The sequence below is a fragment of the Streptodolium elevatio genome, from assembly GCF_053592165.1.
Genome location: NZ_JBSFVE010000015.1, coordinates 65,224 through 89,678 on the forward strand (window position 1 = coordinate 65,224; position 24,455 = coordinate 89,678).

Consider the following 24,455-nt stretch of genomic DNA (forward strand, 5'->3'; position numbering starts at 1 on the left):
CTTTCCGGCAAACCGACTTCGTCCCGGGCACTACTACCCCGAATCGCCTTGGGGCACCGCTTGTATGCCCCATCGTGATCCATCCCGCGCGAAATCGCTCGTCGGACACTGCTGTGACAGCCATCGTCTCATCCGACGCGTGGGGCGTGGGTGAGGTTCCGGCCGACGTCGGCCGCATCCCGGCCACGCCGGTCAGCGTCCCAGACGGCCCTTCACCATGCCTGTCATCGCGGAGAGTTCCTCGATGCGCATGCGGCTCGCCGCGACGAGGAACACCACGGCCATGGCCACGAGTCCGGCCAGCACCGCCGCGAGCGATCCGCCGAAGCCGACGCCCAGCGCGTTGGTGCACATGCGCGCTACGGCGAACGCGGCGACACCGCCGATCGCCGACGCGACGATCAAACGGGTGTACGTGCGTGCCACCCGCCGGCCGTCCAGGTCGGGGAGGTACGTCTTGAGCCGCCGCGCGGCGAGCATGACGCCGACGAGGTAGGCCGCCCCGTAGGCCCCCGCCATGCCGACACCGGCCCACTTCGTGGGCAGCACCAGATAGGCGAGTCCGGACAGGGCGGCCGTAGTTGCCGCCACCCACACGGTGTTGAGGAACGGCGTACGCGTGTCCTCGTACGCGTAGAACCCGCGCAGCAGCACGTATTGCGCCGAGAAGGGGATGAGGCCGAGGCCGAGGGCCATCAGCATGTACCCGATCCAGTGGGCGCTGTTGACGCCGGTGGGCGCGAAGATCAGGCCGCCGATGTCGCGGCCGAGCGCGACGAACACGACCGCACACGGCACGATCGCGACCGCGGACATGCGCAGGCCGGCCGAGATGTCGTCGCGTACCGAGGTCTTGTCGTTGTCGGCGGCGGCGCGCGACATCCGCGGCAGCATCGCCGCCATGACCGAGACGGTGATGACCGCCTGCGGGAACTGCCAGACCAGCAGGGCGTTCGTGTAGGCGGAGAAGCCGACACCCCAGGTGATGCCGTCCGTCTGCGCGTCGCTGTCGATCGCGTTCGCGAGCTGCGTGGTCACCAGGTAGCCGAGCTGGTTCGCCAGCACGAACAGGAACGTCCACTTCGCGAGCCCGGCCGCCTTGCCGAGCCCGTGCCCGCGCCAGTCGAAGCGCGGCCGGAAGTGGAACCGGGCCGCACGCAGGTAGGGCACCATGGCGAGCGCCTGCACGACCATGCCGAGCAATGTGCCGATGCCGAGCAGCCGCGCCTCGTCGGGCGTGATGCGTGCCGCCGTCATGCCGCTGCTGTGCTGCGTTCCGGCGACCCAGATGTAGAGGCCGAACGTGGCGATGATGACGAGGTTGTTGAGGACCGGGGTCCACATCATCGGGCCGTAGCGCTCACGGGCGTTGAGGATCTGTCCGAACATCACGTGCAGGCCCATGAAGAAGATGATCGGCAGGCAGTAGCGCGCGAAGGTGGTGGCCAGCTCGAATTCGGCCTCCTGCTCGGCGAGCGAGTTGGCCATTATCCGGATCAGCCACGGTGCCGCGAAGACGGCGAGTGCGGTGAGCGCCAGCAGCAGCGTCATGACCAGCGTGAGCAGCCGGTTGGCGTACGCCTCGCCGCCGTCGTCGTCGTTGCGCATCGCGCGCACGAGCTGCGGCACGAAGACCGCGTTCAGCGCGCCGCCGCCGACGAGGATGTAGAGAAGGGTCGGCATCGTGTTCGCGACGTTGTACGTGTTCGCGAACACCGCGGTGCCGAGCGCGGCGGCGATGACGAGGCTGCGGATGAAGCCGGTGATGCGCGAGACGATGGTGCCCGACGCCATCAGCGCACTGGACCGCATCATGCCGGAGAGCCGGCCGCCCACCTTGCCGCCGACCGGGATGCCGGCCATGCGCTCTTCGGCGCCGCTGCCGGGCAGGCGGTAGACGGGCGACTGGGACGGGCCCGGGAGCGGCTCGATGAGGTCCGGTTCGGTGACCGTGAGCGAGCCGGCCGCGGCCGCCTCGGCGCGCTGGCGCGTCTCATAGCGCTGGTACGCCTCGGTGTACGTCGGCATGCCGATCTCGCCGGTGAGGCCGAGGTGGATGCCGGTGAGCGTCTGGTCCATGAGCCAGCCGCCGGGGCGGTCGTAGTCGCCCCAGCCGCCGCCCGCGCCGTAGCCGCCGCCCGCGCCGCCGGAACCTCCCGAGCCGCCGCGCGGACCGCCGGAACCGGCGCCGGACGGCTCGTTCGCCGCCTGGGCCGCGGAGCGCCGCGAACGCCGCCGCTCGGGGGGAGGCTCGGGGGAGTACTGGCCGCCGTCCGGGCCGTAGCCGCCGCCCTGGTCGCCCTGGCCTTGGTCGCCCTGGCCTTGTCCCTGGCCGTAGCCGCCGTCCTGGCCCGGGCCGTACTGCTGTTGGTCGTACGGCTGCGGCGGGACCTGCGGGGCCCCGTACTGCTGGGCCGCGTAAGGGTCGTTGGCGTACTGCGGGTCCTGATACTGCGGGTCCTGGTACTGCTGCTCGGGATACGGCTGCTGCTCGGGGTACTGCGGCGGCTGACCGCCGTAGGCCGCGTCGTACGGCTGCTGCCCGTAGCCCTGGCCCTGGTCGTAGCCCGGCTGATAGCCGGGGGCCCCGCCCGGCGCCTGCGGCGTCGGGGCGAACACGTCGTCGAGCCCGCCGCTCTGACCGCCGGGGTCGTCGCGGAACCACCCGTCGCCGCTCTGCTGCGGCGGGGCGGACTGCCAGTTGCCGGGCTCCGGGGGCGGGGGATAAGGGGAGTACTCCTGGGCCGGGTCGGAGTACTGCTGGCCGTACTGGCCCAGGTAGGGGTCCACCGGGCGCCGTTCGCCACGACGCGGGGAATACGGGTCGTGCCCGTCGGCCGGGTCGTCCGTGCCGCCGTCGTACGGCTGCCGCTCGTCTCTCCGGTCACTCATGCGGGCAGGTCCTCGTCTTCCGCTTCAGATCGTCATGGTGGTCGGCTCCAGGTGCCTACTTTCTCATCCGGGGCCTGCTGAGGCGGTCCCCCGCGCCAAGTGTCCGCCGATATATCGACAAGAGGCGCAAATCGGTCAAGCCGGTGCGTGATGGTCCTCCGGCCTGTCCCGGCTCGCGTGCCGCCTGGTGCCCCCCTCGATCCTTGCGTGTGCCCCCGGGCCGCCCGCCACCGGGCCTTCCGGGTCGTGCGCCTCGCCCTCGCCCGCCTCGTCGGCACCCTCCGCCCCGGTCGGCGGCTCCTTGCGCCGCCGAATGTAGGCGCGGAGCGAGAACAGCGCGAGCAGCCCCGCGATCACCCCAATGATGCCCAACGTGATGCCGTCAATGCTGGTGGTGTTGACGTAGAACGTCTGCGTGGGCCCGAAGGCCTCCTTGCCGTCGGGGGTGAGCATCCGCACGTCGACGAGCACCTTGCCGTTGGCGGCCGACTGCGCGTCGACCGGGATGGCGATGGTGCGTCCACCGGGGATCTCGACCTCGTGCGGCTGCGTCAGGTTCAGCCGGTTCGGCTGTCTGGAGACCACGTCCAGGCGGACCGTGATGGTCTGCTGCAGCCCGTTGATGATGGTGATCGGGATCGTGCCGTTGTCGCCGGACAACGTCACCGCGGTCTTCGGCGCGATGCGGACCAGTTGCTCCAGCACCCGCAGGCTCCGCGTCACGTCCAGCCGGTACGCGTCCGCGTCCATCGTCTCGCCGCGCCACGTGACCGACAGCGTGCGCAGGACCGCCGGTTCGTACGGGTCGCGGATCCGGCTCTTGTCCTCCAGGATCGCCGCGAACGTGTCCACACTGCGCTGCAGATCCGGGATCGACCGCAGGTAGCTGTCGGAGAACTCGGTGCGCTTGAGCCCGGGCGGGTACGCCCGCATCGTCCGCTCCTCGCCCGGCGCCGTCTCGGCGAGCGCGTCGAGCGAGGCCGTCTCGGCCCACCCGCCGGTTCCGGCGGCGACCGACATCGCCGCCGCGATCGCCCGCCCGACCGCCGCGTCGAAGTGCCGGGGCGGCACGATCAACAGCGCGCGCTGCAGGGCCGGTTGCTCCATCGCGATGGTGAACAGCTCGGCGATCAGCGCCTGCTGCAACCGCAGCTGCCCGTCCGGCCCGTCCGCCCCCTCGTCCAGCAGCACGTCGATGCGCGGGTCGGTGACCAGCGCCGCGGTGCCCGGCCCGACCTGGGAGCGCGTCGAAGTCGTGTGGTCCAGCTTGCTGCTGCGCGGCGGCATGCTCGCCCCCGACGCCACCACGATCGAGGAGCCCGTCGCCTTCGCGGTCTCCAGGATCGGCGGGTCCACCGCCCCGGCGATCGGCCAAGTGACGTCGCTGCGGACGGTCTTGCCGTCGAGCGTCGCGGTGGCCGTGGCCCTGCCGCGATCGACGGCCGCGCGCAGCTCCGGGAGCAGATCCGTCTTCGACTTGGTCGACGAGGCGTGCGCGACGGTGGCCACATCGGTGTCCGCGTACGGCAGCGCGACCACCGTGTCGTCGGCGACCGCCGCACGCAGCTGCCGGAGCCAGTCCGCCGCGGCCGCGGTTCCCTTGCCCGGCTCGGTCTCCTCCTCGGTACGCGGCGTCGCGGCGGCGGGGTCCGATTCGCGCCCGGCGCCGTCGCCCTCTTCGGTGTTCTTGTCCGCCGGCGGGTCGGTCCTGGGCGGTGCGACGCGGTACGGGGTCTCCATCGCGCGCACGGTGTCCAGCAGATCGGGGTCGACCACCCAGGTGACCCCCGGGATCTGCTGCCCCGTCTGGAGCAGCTGGTTCAGGCGCCCTTCGCCGGACAGCTCGGCGGTCAGACCGTCGTTGGTGAAGACCGGCGTCTGGACCCGGTCGCCGATCGTCGTGCCGTCCAGCCGGGGCTGGTCGATCAGCGGCCACAGCACGCCGACCTGGGTCTTCTTCAGGCTGTTGAGGCCGTCCTTCGGAACCCAGGGCACGAGCACCTGCGACGATCCGACCTCGGAGCCGCCGTCGAGTGCCTGCACGGTCAGCCCGTGGACGGCGGCGTCGCCACCGAGCGACATCTTGTCCACGGGGACGGTGAAGGTGTCGGGCTGCGTGGCGCCGGCGGCGATGTGCGCGATCTGCTTCGTCGCCGAGGCGTCCCGGACGTCCCGGTTCGACCAGGAGTCCGGGGCGGCGAGGTCGCCGCGCAGCGTGAGCGCCTGGCTGACCCGCAGCTTGACCGTCACCTGGTCCAGGTCGCGCCCCGAGTTGTTGACCACCTCGAACCTGACGGTCAGAGTGCCTTTCGGCTGCAGGACCGCCGGCGTCACGGCGGTCAGGACCACCTGGACGGGGGTACCGTCCGCGGCGTGCGCCGCACGCTGCAGCCCGGTCACGACGGCCGTCGCGGCCAGCACGAGGACGAGCACGAGGACGCCGACCGCGCGCCCGGCGCCGTCGCGGGTACGGGTCACGCGCTGTCCGCCAACAGCTCCGGCGCCCGTACGGCGAGCCGGCGCTCGTCCGGATACGCGAGCCTTGCCGACAGCGCACCCAACGGAACCCACGCGACCGCCTCGACCTCGATGTCTTCGTCGGACAAATCCCCGCCGGCCGCCTCCATCAGATAATGGTGGACGGTCTTGTGCACCCGGCGGTCCGGAGCCGTGAACCAGTAGTCGATGACGCCCAGCGGGGCGAGGACACGGCCCACGATGCCGGTCTCCTCCTCGACTTCGCGAAGCGCCGCCTGGACCGCGCTCTCACCGTCTTCGATATGCCCTTTGGGCAGGGACCACAACAGACGGCCGCGGCGATCGCGTCGGGCGATCAGCGCGGCACGCAGTGTGTCCCTGTCCACAACGAGGCCACCGGCCGAGTGTTCCTCGACCGCCTTGAGCCTCCGCCGCGGCGGGGTGGTCTCAGAGGGCATCCTGAAATCCTAGTGCGCCGCGCCGTGGAGTTGGGTGACAAGATCACCCCATCGCAGCCCCGGGCTCCGATAAAGGTGACGATCCGCCCGCACGGTCCACGTACCCTTGTACGTCGTGCCCAACGCGAAGAACTCACCGCACGCCGCCGAGCAGGACCTTCCCGCGGCGGACGCCGACGTGCCGACCGACCGGCTGAACCTCGTCCAGCGCAGCGCCGTCACCGAACTGCTGCGCGTCGCCCCGGTCGCGGACGACCTCGCCCGCAGATTCGCGGCGGCCGGGCACCGGCTGGCCCTCGTCGGCGGCTCGGTGCGCGACGCGCTCCTCGGCCGGCTCGGCAACGACCTCGACTTCACCACCGACGCCCGCCCCGAGCAGGTGCTCGCCATCGTGCGGCCCTGGGCGGAGGCGGTGTGGGAGGTCGGGATCGCCTTCGGCACGGTGGGCTGCCGCAAGCAGGCTCCCAACGGTCACGACTTCCTCATCGAGATCACCACGTACCGCTCGGAGGCGTACGACCGCACGTCGCGCAAGCCCGAGGTCAGCTACGGCGACTCGATCGAGGACGACCTGGTCCGCCGCGACTTCACGGTCAACGCGATGGCGGTCGACCTGCCCGCCGTCGACTTCGTCGACCCGTACGGGGGTCTGGAGGACCTCGCCGACCGCGTGCTGCGCACACCCGGCACTCCCGAGGCGTCGTTCGGCGACGACCCGCTGCGCATGATGCGCGCCGCCCGGTTCGCCGCGCAGCTGGACTTCGACGTCGCGCCCGAGGTCGTCGCCGCGATGACCGCGATGGCCGACCGCATCGACATCGTGTCGGCCGAGCGCGTACGCGACGAGTTCAACAAGCTCGTGCTCTCGCCGCACCCGCGCAAGGGCCTGCTGCTGCTGGTCGAGACCGGCATCGCGGCCCGGGTGATGCCCGAACTGCCCATGCTGCGACTCGAATTGGACGAGCACCACCGGCACAAGGACGTCTACGAGCACACCCTGACCGTGCTCGAACAGGCGATGGACCTGGAGGCCCCGGGCGAGCCGGACCTCGTGCTGCGCCTTGCCGCGCTGCTGCACGACATCGGCAAGCCGCGCACGCGGCGCTTCGAGGACGACGGGCGCGTGTCGTTCCACCACCACGAGGTGGTCGGCGCGCACATGACGAAGAAGCGCATGAAGGCGCTGAAGTACCCGAAGGACATCACCGACGACGTGACGCGCCTGGTCGAACTGCACCTGCGCTTCCACGGCTACGGCACGGGGGAGTGGACGGACTCGGCGGTGCGCCGCTACGTGCGGGACGCGGGTCCGCTGCTCGACCGCCTGCACAAGCTGACCCGCTCGGACTGCACGACGCGCAACCGCCGCCGCGCCGCCGCGCTCGCCCGCGCCTACGACTCGCTGGAGGAGCGCATCGCCAAGCTCCAGGAGCAGGAGCAGTTGGACGCGATCCGCCCGGACCTGGACGGCAACGAGATCATGCGCATCCTCGACGTGCCGCCGGGACCGCTGGTCGGGAAGGCGTACAAGCACATGCTCGAAATGCGCCTGGAGAACGGCCCGATGGACCACGACACAGCGGTTGCGGAGTTGCGCAAGTGGTGGGACGCGCAGACCGCCGGCTGACGCGACGTACAAATGGCGGTGGGGGCAGAACGGGCACGGTCGTCCGTTCTGCCCCCAGCCGTCGTTCCAGCAGTACTTCCTAGCCCTCCGGGACCGTGAGTGGGTCCGGGGCGTTCTCGTTGGCGTTCAGGCACAGCAGCGTCTCGGAGCTGCCCTCGTCGAGATAGAAGTAGACGCCCTCGCCCTCGCCCGACTTCCAGGCCGGGATCTCCTGGCACTTTTCGCCCTTGGTCGTGCCGGAGAACTTGCCGACGACGGTGTACTGGCCGGCGGGCGTGCCGCACTCGGCCTTCTTGATGTCGTCGCCGCCGTCCTTCTTGACGTGCTCCATGCAGTCGCCGACCTTGGCGGACTTCGCGGCGCTGTCGTCCTTGGTGAAGTACACGGCGGCGGCGACGATGACGACCACGACAGGCACGCCGATGCGTATGTACTTCATCCACGGCTTGCGGCGCGGCTGCTGGGGCGGAGTCCCGTAGTAGTTCGGCGGCTGCTGCTGGCCGTAGGGCGGCTGCTGCGGCGGCATCTGCGCCGGGTACGGCTGCTGCTGTCCGTAGGACTGGGGCTGCTGTCCGTAGGGCGACTGGTCCGAGGGACCCTGCGGGCCGTTCGCGAACGGGTTGGACACGGGAGCTCCGTTTGTGTGGGGGCTGCGGGGGGATGTCGAGCGCCCGAAACCCTAGGGGGTGAGACCGACGACCGCATCCCCATAGATCCGCTACCGGCTGATGTCCATCACGCAGAGAAGGTCCTTGCGGTCGACGACGATCGGGATGTTCGCGCCGGTGACCGAGCCGCACTGGGTGCCGTCAACCGTGTCCGGAATGATGGAAATGATCTGGTATTTCGCGCCGGGTGTTCCACACTCCGCAAGGTGCGGTGTACTGCCGGCCAGATCGTCGAGGCACGAACCCTCGCCATACGCCCGCTTCTCGCCGCCCTGGAAGTAGAAGAACGCGCCCACGCCCACCACCGCGGTCAGCAGCAGTGTGAGCCCCATCACCAACGGGCTGAGCAGCACGCTGCGTTCGCGTGACGCCGCCTCGCGCCGCTCGCGCCGTCCGCCGTCCGTCACGGTCGGCGGGGCGGGGACCCGGCTGCCCTCCGGCGGCGTCGAATCCAGCCATGCAGGCACGTAGGGGACGCGGTCCGAATCAGACCCACTCGGGTAGTTGCTCATCTTCGGTCTCCGATGGGCATGAATGTGGCACAAGGCATGACTGAGCGATCGATCGCTGAGGCAGATTAGAGGGTCTTGCGCCGTTGCGCACTACTTGACGCTAAGTCGATACTTCGGAAGCCCGCAAGTAACGTTCTGCACACCGGAGATGGCGACTAAATGCCGGGAAAACCGGACGAATCAACCTTTTTGATGGGGCGCAGTGGATGGTGGCGCACCGCGACGGCATACAACAGCCCTGTCACCGCGTAGCCCGCGGCGACCGCGATCAGCACGGCCGGGGACCTGCCGTCCGACGGCAGCGCGACCGCGGAGACCGCCGCGGCGCCCACGAAGGCGACGTTGAACAACACGTCGTACACCGAGAAGACCCGGCCCCGGTACGCGTCGTCGACCGTCGTCTGCACGATCGTGTCCACCCCGATCTTGGCGCCCTGCGACACCAGCCCCAACACGAAGCCGGCCGCCAGCATCGGCCCAAGCGCGAACGGCAGCCCGAGCCCCAGCTGCGCCGCGGCACCGACGAACGCGCACAGCACGATCCAGCGCGGCACCCCGATGCGCGGCGTGACGATCGGCGTGAGCACCGCCGCGAGGAAGAAGCCCGCCGCCGTGACCCCGACCGTGAGCCCGAGGGTCGCCAGCCCGGCGTCCGTGTCGTCGGGGTCGTTGAACAGGTTGCGGCACAGCAGCAGCGTCATGACCGTCAGCACGCCGAAGCAGAACCGCATCGCGGTGATCACCGCCAGCGCGTGCGCGGGCGCGCGCCGCCGCCACACGTGCGCGGCGCCTTCGCCGAGTCCGCGCGCGACACCGGCCAGCGCCTCGCGTACGCCCGGCACCACGCGGTCCGGGTCCGGCCCCAGCAGACCGGCCGCCATCGTCGCCGCCACCGCCGCCGAACACAGGTACAGCGCACCGGAGATGAGGATCACCAGCGCCGTCGCCCCGGACCCCTCCTCGACGAACAGGTGCACCACGAACGCCGCGCCCGCACCCGCCGACGCCGCCACCGTGCCCGCCGTCGGCGACACGGCGTTGGCGATCACCAGCCGGTCCTCGGGTACGACGCGCGGCAGCGCGGCCGAAAGCCCCGCGAGCACGAACCGGTTGACCGAGAGCACGACCAGGCACGCGCCGTAGAAGACCGGGTCCGGCACGTCCGCCAGCACCAGCGCCGCGGTCAGCGCGGCCAGCAGCGCACGGAGCAGGTTGCAGCGCACCAGCACCTGGCGCCGCCGCCACCGGTCCAGCAGCACGCCGGTGAACGGCCCGACCAGCGAGTACGGCAGCAACAGCACCGCGAACGCCGCCGCGACGTCGCTCGCCGTCGTCTGCTTCTCCGGGGAGAAGAAAACGTGCCCCGCCAGCGCGACCTGGAACACCCCGTCCGACAGCTGCGACGTCAACCGCGTCCCGAACAACCTGCGGAAGTCGCGCAGGCGCAGGAGGGACGCGAGATCGCGCAGCAGGGTCACGGACGCAAACGTACCGGTGCGCCCGGCGGGACCCCCGCCGGGCGCACCTGCCACCCCCGTCACCGGGGGCGCGTCACGGCCGAACCCCGGCCAGGCGTGCTCAGAAGTCGTTCAGCCGCCAGACCTGGCCCGGTTCCCCGGTCATGCCGCTCTCCGGGTCCGAGAAACCGTCCGCGTCCGAGATGCTCCACGCCGCCACGTAGACCGTGCCCGCCCGGTCCACCGCGAGGCCGGCCGGGAACGGGACGTCCAGGTACGTGCGGGCGCCGCTGTCCGCGTCGACCTTAACGACCCGGCCCGAGCCCTGCTCGCCGCCGAACAGCTCGCTGACGTACAGGTCCCCGTCGTGGTTGAAGGTGAGGCCGTGCACGCCCGTGAACCCGTCGATCGTGCCCTTGACCCCGCCGCCGGCCCCGATCCGGTACACCTTCGCGCCGCCGGGGCCGTCGCCCTCGGCCAGCACGCCCACGTAGTAGTCGCCGTCCGGCCCACGCGTCACCGACGAAGGCACCTGCTGCGGGCCGTTCGCGCCGCCTTCGCCGCCCGGCCCGCCCGGCAGCACCGCCAGGACCTTGATCCGGCCGTTGCGCACCTCGTACACCGTGTTGGCGCCCGCGTCCGCGACGATCTGCCGGTCGTTCAGCGCCAGCACCGCGTACGGATTGGAGTGCACGTCCTCGGGGTTGCCGCCCGGGTTGTGGTCCAGCTCGTACTTCTCGATGTCGGCGACGACCTTGGGATTCGCTCCGTGCGTCTGCACGGAGAGCAGCTTTCCGGCCTCCTTGTACCCGCCGGGGATCTCCTGCTCCCCGCCCCCGACGACGGTCCACAGCTTGCCCTGGACCGCGTCGACGCCGTTCGGCCCGACCGCGAACGCCCCGTCGGGCGAGGCGTTGGACGGCAGGCCGACCACGACGCGCTTGGGCGTCACACTGTTGGTGGTCTTCGCCGGCGACTTGATCCACGTGACCGAGCCGGTACGCCCGATGCAGCCGAACTCGCCGCACTGGTCCGGGCTTTCCGCCCCGCGACCGGCCTCGGCCACGTAGATCGACCAGTTGTGCCAGTCGGTGGAGAGCTGACGCGGATTGTTGAGCCCGGTGACCACGACGTCGACGGACGGCTCGACGCCGTCCTCGTGCGCGGTCGCCGGTATTGCGGACATGCCGAGTGCCAGGGCGGCAACTACCGCACCCAGCACAGGAGTACTCCTGCGCATGATGGCTTTCCCCCCAAGGAAAGTGAGGAGCCGGCCCCCCAGCCGGCTCATGCGTCCCACAGTAAGTCCCCGACAAGATCAGCGCACGACATCAGTGCACGAAACCAGTGCGCGTAACCAGCGCACGACAAGAGGCCCGGCGACCCCAAATGGAGTCGCCGGGCCTCTCCTTGGTCCGAACCGGGCCGCGTGGGTCGGCCCGGGAACCGGGGAAGGTCAGCGCGTCAGCGCTCGACCTCGCCCTTGATGAACTTCTCGACCGCGTCGCGGGCCTCGTCGTCGAAGTACTGCACGGGCGGCGACTTCATGAAGTAGCTGCTCGCGCTGAGGATGGGGCCGCCGATGCCGCGGTCCTTGGCGATCTTCGCGGCGCGCACGGCGTCGATGATGACGCCGGCCGAGTTCGGGGAGTCCCAGACCTCGAGCTTGTACTCCAGGTTCAGCGGGACGTCGCCGAACGCGCGGCCCTCGAGGCGCACGTACGCCCACTTGCGGTCGTCGAGCCACGCGACGTAGTCCGACGGGCCGATGTGCACGTTCTTCGCACCCAGGTCGCGGTCGACCTGCGAGGTGACGGCCTGCGTCTTCGACACCTTCTTGGACTCCAGGCGCTCGCGCTCGAGCATGTTCATGAAGTCCATGTTGCCGCCGACGTTCAGCTGCATGGTGCGCTCCAGGAGGACACCGCGGTCCTCGAAGAGCTTCGCCAGCACGCGGTGCGTGATGGTCGCGCCGACCTGCGACTTGATGTCGTCGCCGACGATCGGCACACCGGCCTCGGTGAACTTGTCCGCCCACTCCTTGGTGCCCGCGATGAACACCGGGAGCGCGTTGACGAAGGCCACGCCGGCGTCGATCGCGCACTGGGCGTAGAACTTCGCGGCCTCTTCCGACCCGACGGGCAGGTAGCAGACCAGCACGTCGGCCTCGGTGTCCTTGAGCGCCTTGACGATGTCGACCGCCGGCTCCGAGGACTCCTCGATCGTCTGCAGGTAGTACTTGCCCAGGCCGTCCAGGGTGTGACCGCGCTGCACGGTCACGCCGGTCGGAGGCACGTCGCAGATCTTGATGGTGTTGTTCTCGCTGGCGCCGATGGCGTCCGCCAGATCGAACCCGACCTTCTTCGCGTCCACGTCGAACGCGGCAACGAACTTGACGTCACGCACGTGGTAGTCGCCGAACTGCACGTGCATGAGGCCGGGTACGCGGCTGTTGGGGTCGGCGTCCTTGTAGTACTCGACGCCCTGCACCAGCGAAGCGGCGCAGTTGCCCACGCCGACGATGGCTACGCGAACCGAACCCATTCCGGTTGCTCCCTGTGTTCTCAATGAGGCCGGCCCGAAGGCCGGACCTCAACTGGTTGCTGCGGACGGGTCCGAGGCCGCGTCCTGCTTGGTCTGCCGGGTCTCCCCGGCCTCTGTGTCATCGGCGCCGTCGGTCTCCGGGGTCTCCCCGGCCACGCGTTCGGCGGTGATGAGCTCGTTCAGCCAGCGCACCTCACGCTCGACCGACTCCAGACCGTGTCGCTGGAGTTCGAGCGTGTATCCGTCGAGCCGCTCCCGCGTGCTCGACAGCGAGCTGCGCACCCGCTCGAGGCGCTCTTCGAGCTTGCTGCGACGGCCCTCGAGGATGCGCATCCGCACCTCGCGGTCCGTCCGGCCGAAGAAGGCGAAGTGCACCCCGAAGTTCTCGTCCTCCCAGGTCGTGGACCCGGATTCGGAGAGCAGCTCCTGGAAGTGCTCCTTGCCCTGCGCCGTGAGTTTGTACACGATGCGGGCCCGCTTGCCCCCGGCCAGTGCCGCGGCGACCTGCTCGGGCTCCTCCTCGGTGATCCATCCCCGTTCGAGCAGGGACTTCAGACACGGGTAGAGGGTGCCGTACGCGATGGCGCGGAAGGGGCCGAGCACGGTGTTGAGCCGCTTGCGCAGCTCGTACCCGTGCATGGGAGTGTCGTGCAAGAGGCCGAGAGTGGCGAACTCGAGGACGCCTCCGCGCCTGCTCATCCGCTTCCCTCCAACCTGAGCGGTTCCGGCTGTCGTATCGGCTCGATGTATCGAGTCGATACATCGGAACGATAGGTCCCTTGCTCCCGGCGTGCAAGGAGGGGCCCGGTGACAGAAGTCACAGGCGGGTCACGTGGCGGTCTCGCATCGGTTACCTGGCGGCCATTCGCCGGTCGTTCGGGGGACCCGGGCGGAGTACGACCGGGACGCCGGTAGCTCCGGATGCGCGGCAACACGCCCGGGAATCGCCTTGTCCGGCCGTTCACTCGGGCGGGTATGCCCCGAGGAGTCCGTCTTTTGGGCGTTGCGTCCGCGCGTAGTCTGGTCCGCCGTGTGGTACCTCCGAGCGCTGCCGCTCCCGTGCAAGGCCGTTGATCCGGACACCGCCTCCACCGGCCGGTGCGATCACGCGCGCAACCTTCCGCGGCCGGGGCGCGTCCTGGGGAACGGACAGCCACGACCCGTACGGCCGACCCCCGTCGTGCGGCCGAGGAGCAGCGAATACGCATGAGCGAACACCGTCGCAGGTCGTCACAGCCGCGCCCCGAGGGGCGCGGCACTTCGCATGTTCGGGGGAGCATGCCGTCCACGGGTGCCGCGGACCCGGCCGGTCCGGCGCGTTCGGCACGTTCCTCGGCCGGCTCCTCTCCGGCCGGCCCTTCGCCGGCCCGGCCCTCACCGGGCTCTCCGGCCGACCCGAAGCCCGGCACGCCGACGGCTTCGCCCTCGGCCTCCGGAGGGTCGGCGTCGGAGGCCGGCGACCGGCCGATGACGCGGATGGAGGCCCGGCAGGCGGCCCGGTCCGGCGGCCGCGGCGGTGGCGGCCGCGGCAAGGGCGGGCGCGGGGGCGGCGGCGGTCCGTCCGGCCCCGGGCGCGACGACGAGGGCGCGGGTACGTCGCCCGGCGGGCGCGGCAGGGGCAAGGGCCCGGTCGGCAAGGACGGCAAGAAGAAGCGCCGCTTCATCGACTACCCGCGGTACGGCAAGAAGGGCGTGCGCCGCTGGCTGCCGTCCTTCAAGCAGATCCTCGCGATGTTCCTCTTCTTCATCGGCTCGCTGCTCGGCCTGGCCGGACTCGCCTACTCCCTGGTCGAGATCCCGGACGTCAACGCCGCGACCCAGATCCAGTCGAACATCTACTACTACTCGGACGGCGTCACCGAGATCGGGCAGTCCGGCAAGTACAACCGCCAGAACGTCAAGCTCGACCAGGTGCCCAAGGACGTGCAGCACGCCGTGCTCGCGGCGGAGAACCGCACCTTCTACTCCGACTCCGGCGTCTCGCCGAAGGGCCTCACGCGCGCCGCGGTCGCGATGGCCAAGGGCGGCCCGACGCAGGGCGGCTCGACGATCACCCAGCAGTACGTCAAGAACGCGTTCCTGTCGCAGGAACAGTCCTTCGAACGCAAGTTCAAGGAGATGTTCATCGCGATAAAGGTCGACCGGCAGATGACCAAGGACGAGATCCTGGCCGGGTACCTGAACACCTCGTTCTACGGGCGCAACGCGTACGGCATCCAGGCGGCCGCGCAGGCCTACTACGGCAAGAACGTCAACGACCTCACGGTGGGCGAGGGCGCGTACATCTCGACGTTGCTCAACGCGCCGAGCATCAACGACGTGTGGGTGAACGGCGAGGTCAGCGAGAGCCGGCTGAACCGCGTGCAGGGCCGCTGGAAGTGGATCCTCAACGGCATGGTCGAGATGAAGTGGATCGACCAGGCCACCGCCGACGCCCAGCAGTTCCCGATGCCGATCAAGCCGCAGCCCGCGGCCGGCAAGAAGGGCCAGGCCGGCTACCTGATGCAGGTCGCCAACGACTACATGATCGACAACAACCTGGTCAGCGCGGAGGAACTGGCGCTGGGCGGCTACAAGATCGTCACGACGTTCGACAAGGCGAAGCAGGACGCCGCGGTCGCGGCCGTGGAGCAGCAGCTCACCGCGCGGCTCAAGCCCGACCAGCGCGAGGCGGACAAGTACCTGCGCACCGGCATCGCGTCGGTGGTGCCGGGGGACGGCGCGGTGGTCGCGCTGTACGGCGGTCCGGACTTCTTCAAGCAGGAGTTCAACGACGCCACGCGCGACGACATCCAGGTGGGCTCGACGTTCAAGCCCTTCGTGGTCGCCGCGGCGCTGAGAGACGGCAAGTACGACGGCAAGCCGATCACCATCGAGGACCTGTACAGCGCCGACAACAAGATCCCGGTGATCATGCCGGACGGCAAGAAGTGGTCCGACAAGCAAGGCGTCTACCTGGTGCCCAACGAGACGGGCAGGGACTACGGGAAGATGAGCATCCGGGAGTCCATGGAGAGATCCCTGAACCCGGTGTTCACGCAGCTCGCCGCCGACGTCGGCTTCGACAAGGTCAAGCAGGCGGCGATCGACGCGGGGCTGCCGGAGGACACTCCCGGCCTCGACAAGCTGACCCCGGCCATGGCCCTGGGCACGAGCGAGCCCTCGCCGCTCGACATGGCGAGCGCGTACGCGACGTTCGCGGCCCGCGGCAAGCACGCTGACCCGTACGTCATCCAGGAGCTCAAGAAGAACGACAAGAAGATCGACACCCCCAAGCCGGAGGTCAAGCAGGTCTTCGACGAGGAAGTCGCCGACACCATAAACGACATGCTGATCGGCGTGATCCAGGACAAAGACGGCACCGGCGACAAGGCAAAGGCGCTCGGACGCCCCGCGGCCGGCAAGACCGGCACCACGGACGGCAACTTCTCCGCGTGGTTCGTCGGCTACACGCCCAACCTGTCGACATCGGTGGCTCTCTTCCGGGAGGACGAGTCCACCAAGCGCCGTGATCTGAAGGGCCTGCTGGGCAACGACGAGACGCACGGTGGCGCCGTGCCCACGGAGATCTGGACGGCCTACATGAAGGCCGCGATGCAGGGAATGCCCGCGCCGGAGTTCATCAAGCCGGCCAACCCCGCGCCGAAGCAGTCGGCCACGCCGACCGCGACCGCGACGTCGGCACCGCCCTCGTCGTCCGCGCCGCCGTCCTCCTCGGCCCCGCCCGGGCCGCCTCCGCAGACCGGTCCGTCGTCCGAGCCGCCCACGACGACCTCGGCGCCGCCGACCTCGGACTCGCCGGACCCCGGGACCTCCAGCAGCAGGCCGCCCACCTCGTCGAAGCCGCCGCCCAGCACCGGATCGTCGTCGACCAGCACGAGAACGAGGCCGCCGATCTTCGGCGACGAGTGACCGCCGGGCGCCACGCCGCCCCGTACGATCGCTGTGCCCCGCCGCCCGCGCGGTGGGGCACACGCGTAAGCCGATGTGCCAGAGCACCCGTGCCCCTGCGAGAGGATTGGCGGCATGATGCCGAATCCGACCGAGCCCGTCCTGCCCTCGCACGACGACCCGGTCGTGCGTACCGGCAGTGAGGTCGTGGGCGGACCCGCCGGGAAGCGGATCCGGTTCGGACCGAACAGCAGCTGGTGGAACGCCACGCGGGTGCTGATCCTGCTCGCCGTGGTGACCTTCGCGCTGGGGCTCGTGCAGAAGAAGCCGTGCTACGACGGCGCGTGGTTCGGCGTCGGCTCGCAGTACTCGAAGGCCTGCTACAGCGACATGCCGCACCTCTACCAGGGCCGCGGCTTCGCGGACGGCACGGTGCCGTATTTCGAGAAGACGCCGGACGAGGGCATGGAGTACCTCGAGTACCCCGTCCTCACCGGCGGCGTCATGTACTTCGCCGGGGTGGTCGCGCGCGAGTTCGGCGGCGACCTGAACGACGAGAAGAAGCTGTTCGTCATGGTCAACGCGTTGATCATGATGGCCTGTGCGGTCGTGGTCGTGGTGGCGGTCGCCCGAACATCCGGGCGAAGGTTCTGGGATGCCGCGATTGTCGCGACCGCCCCGGTCCTGGCGCTCAACGGCATCATCAACTGGGACATGGTCGCGGTCGCCATCACGGCCGTCGCGATGATGGCGTGGGCACGCAGAAACGTCGTGCTGGCGGGCATTCTGATCGGACTGGCGACCGCCGCGAAGCTGTATCCGGTGCTGTTGCTGGGGCCGTTGTTCCTGTTGTGCCTGAGAGCGGGCAAACTCGTCGACTTCGCGAAGGTCACGGGCGCCGCGGTCGCCGCGTGGCTGGTCGTCAACCTGCCGATCATGCTGGAGCCGACCGACGGCGGCTTCAAGATCCGGGAGGGCTGGAAGCTCTTCTACACCTTCAGCCAGGAGCGCGGCGCCGACTTCGGGTCGCTGTGGCTGATCCTGCAGCAGCGCGGCGAGGCGATGCCCATCGACACGCTCAACGCGTGGGTGTCCGGCCTGCTGATCGCCATGGCGGTCGGCATCGGCGCGCTGGCGCTGTGCGCACCGCGCAGGCCGCGCTTCGCACAGCTCGCCTTCCTGATCGTCGCGGCGTTCCTGTTCACCAACAAGGTCTACTCGCCGCAGTACGTCCTGTGGCTGCTGCCGCTGGTGGTGCTGGCCCGGCCGCGCTGGCGCGACGTACTCATCTGGCAGGCGTGCGAGGTCATCTACTTCCTCGGCGTGTGGCTGTACATCGAGTCGTACGCGGGCGGCGACGGCTCGAAGGGCCTGTCGCAGAACGCCTACCACGTGGTGATCCTGATCCACCTGCTCGGCATCCTGTACATCTCGGCGCTCGTGGTCCGCGACATCCTGTGGCCGGACCGCGACCCGGTACGCCGCGACGGCAGCGACGACCCGTCGGGCGGCGTGCTCGACCGCGCGCCGGACGTCCTGGCGTTCGTCCCCGGTCGGCGCGCGGACTGGTACGGCCGCGGCTACGAGGACGACGAGGACAGCCTCGACAACGCGCGCCAGGCCGTTCCGGTGGGCCCGCGCGGCGCCACCGGCGACCTGCCCGGCAAGATCTCCACGTAGCCCACCGCACGACAGCGAGCAACGACAGGGAGAACGGGCCGCGTGACCAGTACGGACGCCGAGCCGGACACCGACACCGCGAAGCCGCCCGCGGCGCCCGGGGGCCGCCTCGGCGCGGCGCTGCTGCGGTGGCTCCGCATGCCGTCGCGTGACGACCGTGCCGCGCTCGCGGTGTGGCTGGTGACGCGGCCGGCGATGTTCCTGCTGGTCGGGGCGTCCGGTTGGATCTTCGCGGCCGAGGGCGCCAGTCAGCCCACCGGCTACCTCGACACCTGGGACCGCTGGGACTTCCGGCACTTCCGGACCATCGCGGAGTTCGGCTACGACGGGAACCCGAAGGCCGGACCGCCGGTCCCGCTGGAGGCGTTCTTCCCCGGATTCCCCTACCTCCTCAAGGCCGTGCACATGGTCGTGGGGAACTGGGTCGTCGCAGGACTGCTCATCTCGTTCGTGTGCGGCGGCGTCGCCATGGTGCTGCTGTCGCGCATCGCGGGACTGGAGAACCCGTCGGGGACCGGCGAACGCGCGGTGCTGCTCCTGCTGCTGTCGCCGTCCGCGGTCTTCCTGGCGGCGGGCTACACGGAAGCGCTGTTCCTCATGCTGGCGCTCGGCGCGTGGCTGTGCGCCAAGCGCGGCGTGTGGCACTGGGCGGGGATCCTGGCGGCGGCCTCGTTGTTCGTACGCGTCAGCGGGGCGTTCTTGCTAGCGGCGCTGGTGGTCGAGTTCCTGACCGCGACGGACGGGCGCCGCCGGTGGAAGGACGCGCCTTGGCTGGTCGTCGGCGGGCTCCCGGTGCTCATCTACATGGGCTTCCTGTACCGGCGCACCGGCGACTGGACGGCCTGGAACAGCGCGCAGGCGACCGGCTGGGACCGGCATCTGGTCGGCCCGATCGACGCGTTCACCAACACCTGGGACCGGGCGTTCACCACGGGGCAGGGCACGATCCTCGGCTTCACGTGGATGTACCGCTGGGAGATGCTGGCGGTCGCGGTGGGTGTGGTGCTCACCGTGTACCTGCTGCGCAAGCGGCGGTGGGCGGAGGCGACGTACATCGGTCTGACGGTCGCGTCGCTGGGGATCTCGAGCGCCTACTTCTCGGTTCCGCGGGCCACGCTGCTGTGGTGGCCGCTGTGGATCGTGCTGGCGCAGGTGACGATGCGTCATAAGGCGGCATTCACCGCCTATTTGGCGCTCATTGCACCATTTGCTGTGGTTTTCGCGCTGCTGTTCGGTGCGGGACGTTGGGCCGGGTAGTTTTTCCGATCATCTAGTCTGGCCGCTCACACCGAAGTCCCACGGCGCATCCAGCACCCACGGAGCCACGCATGTCGAATCCCTTCGGCCCCGGTCAGTCCGGTCCCGGCGACCAGAACCCGTATGGGCAGCAGCCGCCGCCGCAGTATGGCGGTCAGCAGCCGCCGCAGTACGGAGGTCAGCAGCCCTATCCGCAGCAGCCGGGCGGGCCGCCCCCGCAGCAGCCGTACGGCGGTCAGCCGCCGTACCCGCAGCAGCCGGGCCAGCAGCCCTACCCGCCGCAGCAGCCGTACCCCCAGCAGTACCCGGGTGCGCCGATGGGCTACATGGAGCCGCGTCGCCGCAAGAAGTGGCCGTGGATCGTGGGCGGCATCGTGGGCCTTGTCGTGATCCTGGGCGTGATCGGGTACGTCGTCGGCAAGGACAGCGCGGCCAACGCCAAGCCGGGCGACTGCATCACGGCGAAGGCCAAGGATCCCAAGATCACCGACTGCGGCGACGCCAATGCCGCGTTCCGCGTGATCGAGAACTTCGAGGACTCCAGCGACCGGAGCAAGTGCGACGCGCCGGAGATCACCGACAAGGGAGCGATTCTCTCGGTGCGTTGGAAGGGCGGCAACGACGGCGTCCTGTGCCTGACGATCACCAAGAACACCACCTCCGCCGACTTCAGCGCGTTCCAGGCGTCGATGCCCCAGGGCCAGTTGGACGAGCTCCGCGAGGAGCTTGCCGCGGCCGGCATCGAAGGCGTCAAGTAGCCCGCGGGGCCGGTCCGTTCGCCGTCCCGTCGGCCGCCCCGTCCGCCGGTTCCAGCAGGAACAGCCGGATGGGGCGGCCCGCGCGGCGCGCATAGGTGTCGTACGCGGGCCACACCCGCAGCATCGCGGCCCACAGGCGCTCCCGCTCGGGCCCGGCGTCGGGCACCAGCCGGGCCCGCACGGGTGTCTCCCGGCCGTCGACCGAGACGACCGCGGCCGGTTCGGCGAGCAGGTTCCCGGTCCACGCCGGGTGGTGCCGCTGTCCGAAGTTCGTTCCGGCGACCACGAATCCGCCGTCCGCCGCCGCGTAGATCAGCGGCGAGACGCGGGCCTGCCCACTGCGCCGCCCCGTCGTGGTCAGCAGTAGTTGGGTGAAACCGCGGCCCATCACGGACATGCGTCCGCGGGTGCGCCGCTGCACCTTGCGATCCGCGGCGACCAGGCGCGGCCCCAAGGCCGCCAGCCACCGAGTGTGTCCCAGTCGCCTGAGGCCACGCGCGTACAAGCCCATCGGTCCGCCTCCCCGGGGACGTCCGCGAGCCCTGCCGCTATTGCAGGACGACGCGGTCGAAGTGCGTTGTGGTGTGGCGCAGTTCCGCGTCCAGTTCCTCGCCGGGACGCGGCGGTTGCACGTCGCCCGCCAGGAACAGCAGGCTCACCTGCATGTGCGGCGGCTCGGCGAACCACCGCTGCTTGCCCGCCCAACTGAACGGCGAGAGCGTGCGGTTCACGGTCGCCAGCCCGGCGCGGGCGACGCCCTTGGCGCGCGGCATCACACCGCGCACCGTCTTGGGCGCCTCCAAGCCGACGCCGTGCGCCGTACCGCCGCTGACCACCAGCAGGTGGCCGTCGGCGGGCGCCTTGCGCTGGCGGTAGCCGTAGCGTTCGCCGCGCGCGATCGGCACGACGTCCAGCACGGTGCCGCGGGCGATCAGCGCGTCGTGGTCGCCGAGCCACAGGTCGGTCCCGATGCGCGGTCGGAACACCGTGTCGGGGAAACGCTGCTGCAACAACGCGAGGCCGGCCGCCGAGACGTGGCTGACGAACATCGTGTGCACCGGCAGCCGTGCCGCGCGCAGGCGCTCCACCCAGGCCACGACCTCGGTGGCCGGGTCGGTGCCGTCCGGGTGGTCGAGCGGCAGGTGGACCGAGAAGCCCTCCAGGCGCACTCCGTCCAGCGAACCGCGCAGCGCGACGAGGTCCTCCTCGGTGACCCCGTCGCGCTTCATGCTGGTCATGCAGCTGATGACGACGCGGCTGCCGACCAGGTCGCGGGCGCCCTGCACGGACGAGACCGTGCGGATCACCCGGTCCGGCAGCGGCACGGCGTCCTCGCCGCGCAGGTACGGCGTGAGCACCATGACGCGCCCGTCGAAGTGGTCCTTGAGGCGGGCCGCTTCGTACGTCGTGCCGACGGCGATGGTGTCCACCGCCATGCGCGACGCCTCGTCGGCGAGGCGGGCGTTGTCGAAGCCGTACCCGTTGCCCTTCATGACCGGGACTATGCCGGGGTGGGTGTCGCGCACTTGGTCGATGTGCTTGCGCCAGCGTGCGGAGTCGACGTACAGCGAAAGCGACATCGGCGGGCCTTTCTTGCTCGGACCGGTGCTCGTCCCGGTGCTTGTTCCCGTGCTCTGCGGTGCCTTGCGGGGTGCCGGCCGGGTCAGCGGCGCGACATGTAGAGGTCGAGCGCCTTGTGCAGCACCTTGTTGAGCGGGAAGTCCCACTCGCCGAGGTATTCGACCGCCTGGCCGCCGGTGCCCAGCTTGAACTGGATGAGGCCGAACAGGTGATCGTTCTCGTCGAGCGTGTCGCTGATGCCGCGCAGGTCGTAGACCGAGGCGCCGAGGGCGTACGCGTCCCGCAGCATGCGCCACTGGATCGCGTTCGACGGCCGCACCTCACGCTTGTGGTTGGCGGACGCACCGTACGAATACCAGACGTGGTCCCCCACCGTCACCATCGTGGTGGAGGCAAGCACCTCGCCCTCGTGCTTGGCGAGGTACAGGCGCATGCGCTCGGGGTCCTCGGCGTTAAGGACGTCCCACATGCGTTTGAAGTAGGGGAGCGGGCGCGGGGTGAAGTGGTCGCGCACCGCGGTGACCTTGTAGACCTCGTGGAAGGTCTTCAGGTCCTCGCGGCCGCCCTGGACCACCTCGACGCCGGCCTTGGCGGCCTTCTTGATGTTGCGGCGCCACAGCTGGTTGAAGCCGGAGTGCACGTCGTCGAGCGAGCGGCGCATCAGCGGCACCTGGAAGACGTAGCGCGGCTGGACGTCGCCGAAGCCGGCGCCCGCGGTCTGGTCCTGGAGCCAGCCGAGCCGCCGCAGCTGGCGGTTGACGTCGGCGGCCCGCTCGTCGGTCCAGTCCGGGGGGAGGTCGCGGAGGCGACGCGCGGACTTGGCCGCGATCGCCTTCTTGATGGTCTCCGACTCCCAGCGGTTGACGACGACCGGCGGGCCCATCTTCACCGAGAAGGCGCCCTGCGACTTCAGGTGCGCGAGCATCGGGTCGAGCCAGCGCCGCAGGTCCCCGTCGAACCAGTCGATCACCGGCCCCTCGGGCATGTACGCGAGATACCGCTTGATCTTGGGCAGTTGGCGGTACAGCACCTCGGCGGCACCGACGACCGAACCGGTCTCGTCGATCCAGCCGATGCTCTCGCTCCGCCACTCGCTCTTCACGTCACCCCACGAGGGGCATTGGAGGAAGCTCACGGAGGGCTTGCCCTTGATGAAGGTGAGGTGTTCATCCCGGGTGAGCGACCTCAGGCGCAGGGTCATCGACAGGCTCCTCGGATCGGTTCGGCCGAGTCAGAGGTTACTCGGCCGCGGGCCCTGCGGGTGCAGCGGCGAGCAGATCCGGGCAAACAGTCGGTAATCGGCCATGCGCGTTTGGCAATCAGCGATTAACAATCGCGAATCAGCAAAGAAACCGCGCGTCGCAACACTCATGGGCGTCATCCCCTGGAATAAGGAGCCCTGACGCGTGCGAAGAATATCCCTGGGCAGACGTGCCGCCAGACTCGCGGCCGTTTCCCTCGCCGTCGCTCTCGCGACCACGGCCTGTGCGTCCGATGAGAGTACGTCGAAGGGATCGGCCGGAGCGGACACCAGCGGCGACACCGTGAAGGTCGGCGTGCTGCATTCCCTCAGCGGCACGATGGCCATTTCCGAGGTCACCGTCAAGGACTCGGTCCTGCTGGCGATCGAGGAGATCAACGCCAAGGGCGGTGTCCTCGGCAAGAAGATCTCCGCGGTCACCGAGGACGGCGCCTCCGACTGGCCGACCTTCGCCGAGAAGGCGGAGAAGCTGATCTCGAAGGACAAGGTCGCCGTCACGTTCGGCGGATGGACCTCGGCGAGCCGCAAGGCGATGCTGCCGGTCTTCGAGAAGAACAAGCAGCTGCTGTTCTACCCGGTGCAGTACGAGGGCCTGGAATCCTCGCCCTACATCTTCTACACCGGCGCCACCACCAACCAGCAGATCGTGCCCGGCCTCGACTACCTGAAGGCCCAGGGCAAGAAGAAGATTTTCTTGGTGGGCAGCGACTACGTGTTCCCGCGTACCGCCAACAAGATCATCAAGGCGTACGCCGCGGCGAACGGCATGGAGGTCGTCGGCGAGGAGTACACGCCGCTCGGCCACACCGAGTACAGCACCGTCATCAACAAGGTCGCCCAGGCCAAGCCCGACGCCGTGTTCAACACCCTCAACGGCGACAGCAACGTGGCCTTCTTCAAGCAGCTCCGCAGCACGGGGATCGGCGCCGAGCAGATGCCGGTGCTCTCGGTCAGCGTCGCCGAGGAGGAGGTCCGCGGCATCGGCCCGGACTACCTCAAGGGCCAGCCGGTGGCCTGGAACTACTACCAGACCACCGAAGGCGCGCGGAACACCGAATTCGTCGCCGCCTACAAGGCGAAGTACGGTGCGGACAAGGTGACTTCCGACCCCATGGAAGCCGGCTACAACTCGGTCTACCTGTGGAAGGCCGCGGTCGAGAAGGCGGGGAGTTTCGACCCGGAAGCCGTCAAGAAGGCGTGCGACGGCGTGTCGATCGACGCACCCGAAGGCAAGGTCACGATCGACGGCGCGACCCAGCACGTCTACAAGACCGCGCGCATCGGAATCGTCCAGGACGACGGACTCATCAAGGAGGTGTGGAGTTCCGGGGAGCCCGTCAAGCCGGACCCGTACCTCAAGGAATACCCGTGGGCCAAGGACCTGTCCTGAC

The 24,455-nt window shown here is 69.7% G+C and carries 18 protein-coding genes; 6 read left to right on the forward strand and 12 right to left on the reverse strand.

Annotated elements, in window-relative coordinates:
• Nucleotides 1-192 precede the first annotated feature (192 nt).
• From murJ to ACWD12_RS25800, 3 genes are all read right to left on the reverse strand, one after another.
• A complete protein-coding gene (murJ, locus tag ACWD12_RS25790) occupies nt 193-2,892 on the reverse strand; it encodes a murein biosynthesis integral membrane protein MurJ (protein WP_450101536.1) in 2,700 nt (899 codons plus the stop codon).
• Nucleotides 2,893-3,027: 135 nt separating this feature from the next.
• Complete coding sequence (locus ACWD12_RS25795) at nt 3,028-5,370, reverse strand: DUF6049 family protein (protein WP_450101537.1); 2,343 nt, start codon at nt 5,368-5,370, stop codon at nt 3,028-3,030.
• The gene (locus ACWD12_RS25800; protein ID WP_358362352.1) at nt 5,367-5,828 is read right to left on the reverse strand and encodes an NUDIX hydrolase; all 462 of its coding nucleotides are present in this window, start codon (nt 5,826-5,828) and stop codon (nt 5,367-5,369) included. Before ACWD12_RS25800 ends, ACWD12_RS25795 begins: the two co-directional genes overlap by 4 nt.
• Before the next feature lie 115 nt (nt 5,829-5,943).
• On the opposite strand from ACWD12_RS25800, the gene ACWD12_RS25805 reads away from it, so the two are divergent.
• Nucleotides 5,944-7,455 (forward strand): CCA tRNA nucleotidyltransferase, encoded by a 1,512-nt coding sequence (locus ACWD12_RS25805; protein ID WP_450101538.1) that lies wholly within the window; start codon nt 5,944-5,946, stop codon nt 7,453-7,455.
• 79 nt (nt 7,456-7,534) lie between these two features.
• Here ACWD12_RS25805 and ACWD12_RS25810 read toward each other — a convergent pair whose 3' ends face one another.
• From ACWD12_RS25810 to ACWD12_RS25835, 6 genes are all read right to left on the reverse strand, one after another.
• Nucleotides 7,535-8,083 (reverse strand): LppU/SCO3897 family protein, encoded by a 549-nt coding sequence (locus ACWD12_RS25810; protein ID WP_450101539.1) that lies wholly within the window; start codon nt 8,081-8,083, stop codon nt 7,535-7,537.
• Between the two features lie 90 nt (nt 8,084-8,173).
• Nucleotides 8,174-8,635, reverse strand: coding sequence for a hypothetical protein (locus tag ACWD12_RS25815; protein WP_450101540.1), 462 nt, complete (start codon nt 8,633-8,635; stop codon nt 8,174-8,176).
• Nucleotides 8,636-8,790: 155 nt separating this feature from the next.
• Nucleotides 8,791-10,113, reverse strand: a complete 1,323-nt coding sequence (locus ACWD12_RS25820) for an MFS transporter (protein WP_450101541.1) — start codon at nt 10,111-10,113, stop codon at nt 8,791-8,793.
• 100 nt (nt 10,114-10,213) lie between these two features.
• Entirely contained in the window at nt 10,214-11,332 is a 1,119-nt protein-coding gene (locus tag ACWD12_RS25825) for a ScyD/ScyE family protein (protein WP_450101542.1), read from the reverse strand.
• A 224-nt stretch (nt 11,333-11,556) separates the two neighbouring features.
• On the reverse strand, nt 11,557-12,636 hold the full coding sequence (locus ACWD12_RS25830; protein WP_358354864.1) for an inositol-3-phosphate synthase: 1,080 nt from the start codon (nt 12,634-12,636) through the stop codon (nt 11,557-11,559).
• A gap of 48 nt (nt 12,637-12,684) precedes the next feature.
• Complete coding sequence (locus tag ACWD12_RS25835; RefSeq protein ID WP_358354867.1) at nt 12,685-13,335, reverse strand: PadR family transcriptional regulator; 651 nt, start codon at nt 13,333-13,335, stop codon at nt 12,685-12,687.
• 768 nt (nt 13,336-14,103) lie between these two features.
• On the opposite strand from ACWD12_RS25835, the gene ACWD12_RS25840 reads away from it, so the two are divergent.
• The 4 genes from ACWD12_RS25840 to ACWD12_RS25855 all read left to right on the forward strand — a co-directional run bounded on the left by ACWD12_RS25840 (nt 14,104) and on the right by ACWD12_RS25855 (nt 20,222).
• Nucleotides 14,104-16,548 (forward strand): transglycosylase domain-containing protein, encoded by a 2,445-nt coding sequence (locus ACWD12_RS25840; RefSeq protein WP_450101543.1) that lies wholly within the window; start codon nt 14,104-14,106, stop codon nt 16,546-16,548.
• A gap of 114 nt (nt 16,549-16,662) precedes the next feature.
• Nucleotides 16,663-18,207 carry a glycosyltransferase family 87 protein gene (locus tag ACWD12_RS25845; protein WP_450101544.1) on the forward strand — a complete coding sequence of 515 codons (1,545 nt, stop codon included), beginning with the start codon at nt 16,663-16,665 and terminating at the stop codon, nt 18,205-18,207.
• Nucleotides 18,208-18,249: 42 nt separating this feature from the next.
• Entirely contained in the window at nt 18,250-19,464 is a 1,215-nt protein-coding gene (locus ACWD12_RS25850) for a glycosyltransferase family 39 protein (protein ID WP_450101545.1), read from the forward strand.
• 71 nt (nt 19,465-19,535) lie between these two features.
• The gene (locus tag ACWD12_RS25855; RefSeq protein ID WP_450101546.1) at nt 19,536-20,222 is read left to right on the forward strand and encodes an LppU/SCO3897 family protein; all 687 of its coding nucleotides are present in this window, start codon (nt 19,536-19,538) and stop codon (nt 20,220-20,222) included.
• Here the strand turns inward: ACWD12_RS25855 and ACWD12_RS25860 are convergent.
• The 3 genes from ACWD12_RS25860 to ACWD12_RS25870 all read right to left on the reverse strand — a co-directional run bounded on the left by ACWD12_RS25860 (nt 20,215) and on the right by ACWD12_RS25870 (nt 23,004).
• Complete coding sequence (locus tag ACWD12_RS25860; protein WP_450101547.1) at nt 20,215-20,733, reverse strand: nitroreductase/quinone reductase family protein; 519 nt, start codon at nt 20,731-20,733, stop codon at nt 20,215-20,217. The genes ACWD12_RS25855 and ACWD12_RS25860 overlap by 8 nt on opposite strands.
• A gap of 37 nt (nt 20,734-20,770) precedes the next feature.
• Nucleotides 20,771-21,802, reverse strand: coding sequence for an alanine racemase (locus ACWD12_RS25865; RefSeq protein ID WP_450101548.1), 1,032 nt, complete (start codon nt 21,800-21,802; stop codon nt 20,771-20,773).
• Between the two features lie 83 nt (nt 21,803-21,885).
• Nucleotides 21,886-23,004 carry a lipid II:glycine glycyltransferase FemX gene (locus ACWD12_RS25870; protein ID WP_450101549.1) on the reverse strand — a complete coding sequence of 373 codons (1,119 nt, stop codon included), beginning with the start codon at nt 23,002-23,004 and terminating at the stop codon, nt 21,886-21,888.
• Between the two features lie 205 nt (nt 23,005-23,209).
• On the opposite strand from ACWD12_RS25870, the gene urtA reads away from it, so the two are divergent.
• Complete coding sequence (gene urtA, locus ACWD12_RS25875; protein ID WP_450101550.1) at nt 23,210-24,454, forward strand: urea ABC transporter substrate-binding protein; 1,245 nt, start codon at nt 23,210-23,212, stop codon at nt 24,452-24,454.
• The last annotated feature ends 1 nt before the right edge of the window (nt 24,455 follow it).

What these genes read in the sequence shown, in the direction of transcription:
- murJ (WP_450101536.1), bottom strand. Translation starts at nt 2,892, where the DNA reads ATGAGTGACCGGAGAGACGAGCGGCAGCCGTACGACGGCGGCACGGAC.
- ACWD12_RS25800 (WP_358362352.1), bottom strand. Translation starts at nt 5,828, where the DNA reads ATGCCCTCTGAGACCACCCCGCCGCGGCGGAGGCTCAAGGCGGTCGAG.
- ACWD12_RS25815 (WP_450101540.1), bottom strand. Translation starts at nt 8,635, where the DNA reads ATGAGCAACTACCCGAGTGGGTCTGATTCGGACCGCGTCCCCTACGTG.
- ACWD12_RS25825 (WP_450101542.1), bottom strand. Translation starts at nt 11,332, where the DNA reads ATGCGCAGGAGTACTCCTGTGCTGGGTGCGGTAGTTGCCGCCCTGGCA.
- ACWD12_RS25830 (WP_358354864.1), bottom strand. Translation starts at nt 12,636, where the DNA reads ATGGGTTCGGTTCGCGTAGCCATCGTCGGCGTGGGCAACTGCGCCGCT.
- ACWD12_RS25835 (WP_358354867.1), bottom strand. Translation starts at nt 13,335, where the DNA reads ATGAGCAGGCGCGGAGGCGTCCTCGAGTTCGCCACTCTCGGCCTCTTG.
- ACWD12_RS25840 (WP_450101543.1), top strand. Translation starts at nt 14,104, where the DNA reads ATGACGCGGATGGAGGCCCGGCAGGCGGCCCGGTCCGGCGGCCGCGGC.
- ACWD12_RS25845 (WP_450101544.1), top strand. Translation starts at nt 16,663, where the DNA reads ATGATGCCGAATCCGACCGAGCCCGTCCTGCCCTCGCACGACGACCCG.
- ACWD12_RS25855 (WP_450101546.1), top strand. Translation starts at nt 19,536, where the DNA reads ATGTCGAATCCCTTCGGCCCCGGTCAGTCCGGTCCCGGCGACCAGAAC.
- ACWD12_RS25860 (WP_450101547.1), bottom strand. Translation starts at nt 20,733, where the DNA reads ATGGGCTTGTACGCGCGTGGCCTCAGGCGACTGGGACACACTCGGTGG.
- ACWD12_RS25865 (WP_450101548.1), bottom strand. Translation starts at nt 21,802, where the DNA reads ATGTCGCTTTCGCTGTACGTCGACTCCGCACGCTGGCGCAAGCACATC.
- ACWD12_RS25870 (WP_450101549.1), bottom strand. Translation starts at nt 23,004, where the DNA reads ATGACCCTGCGCCTGAGGTCGCTCACCCGGGATGAACACCTCACCTTC.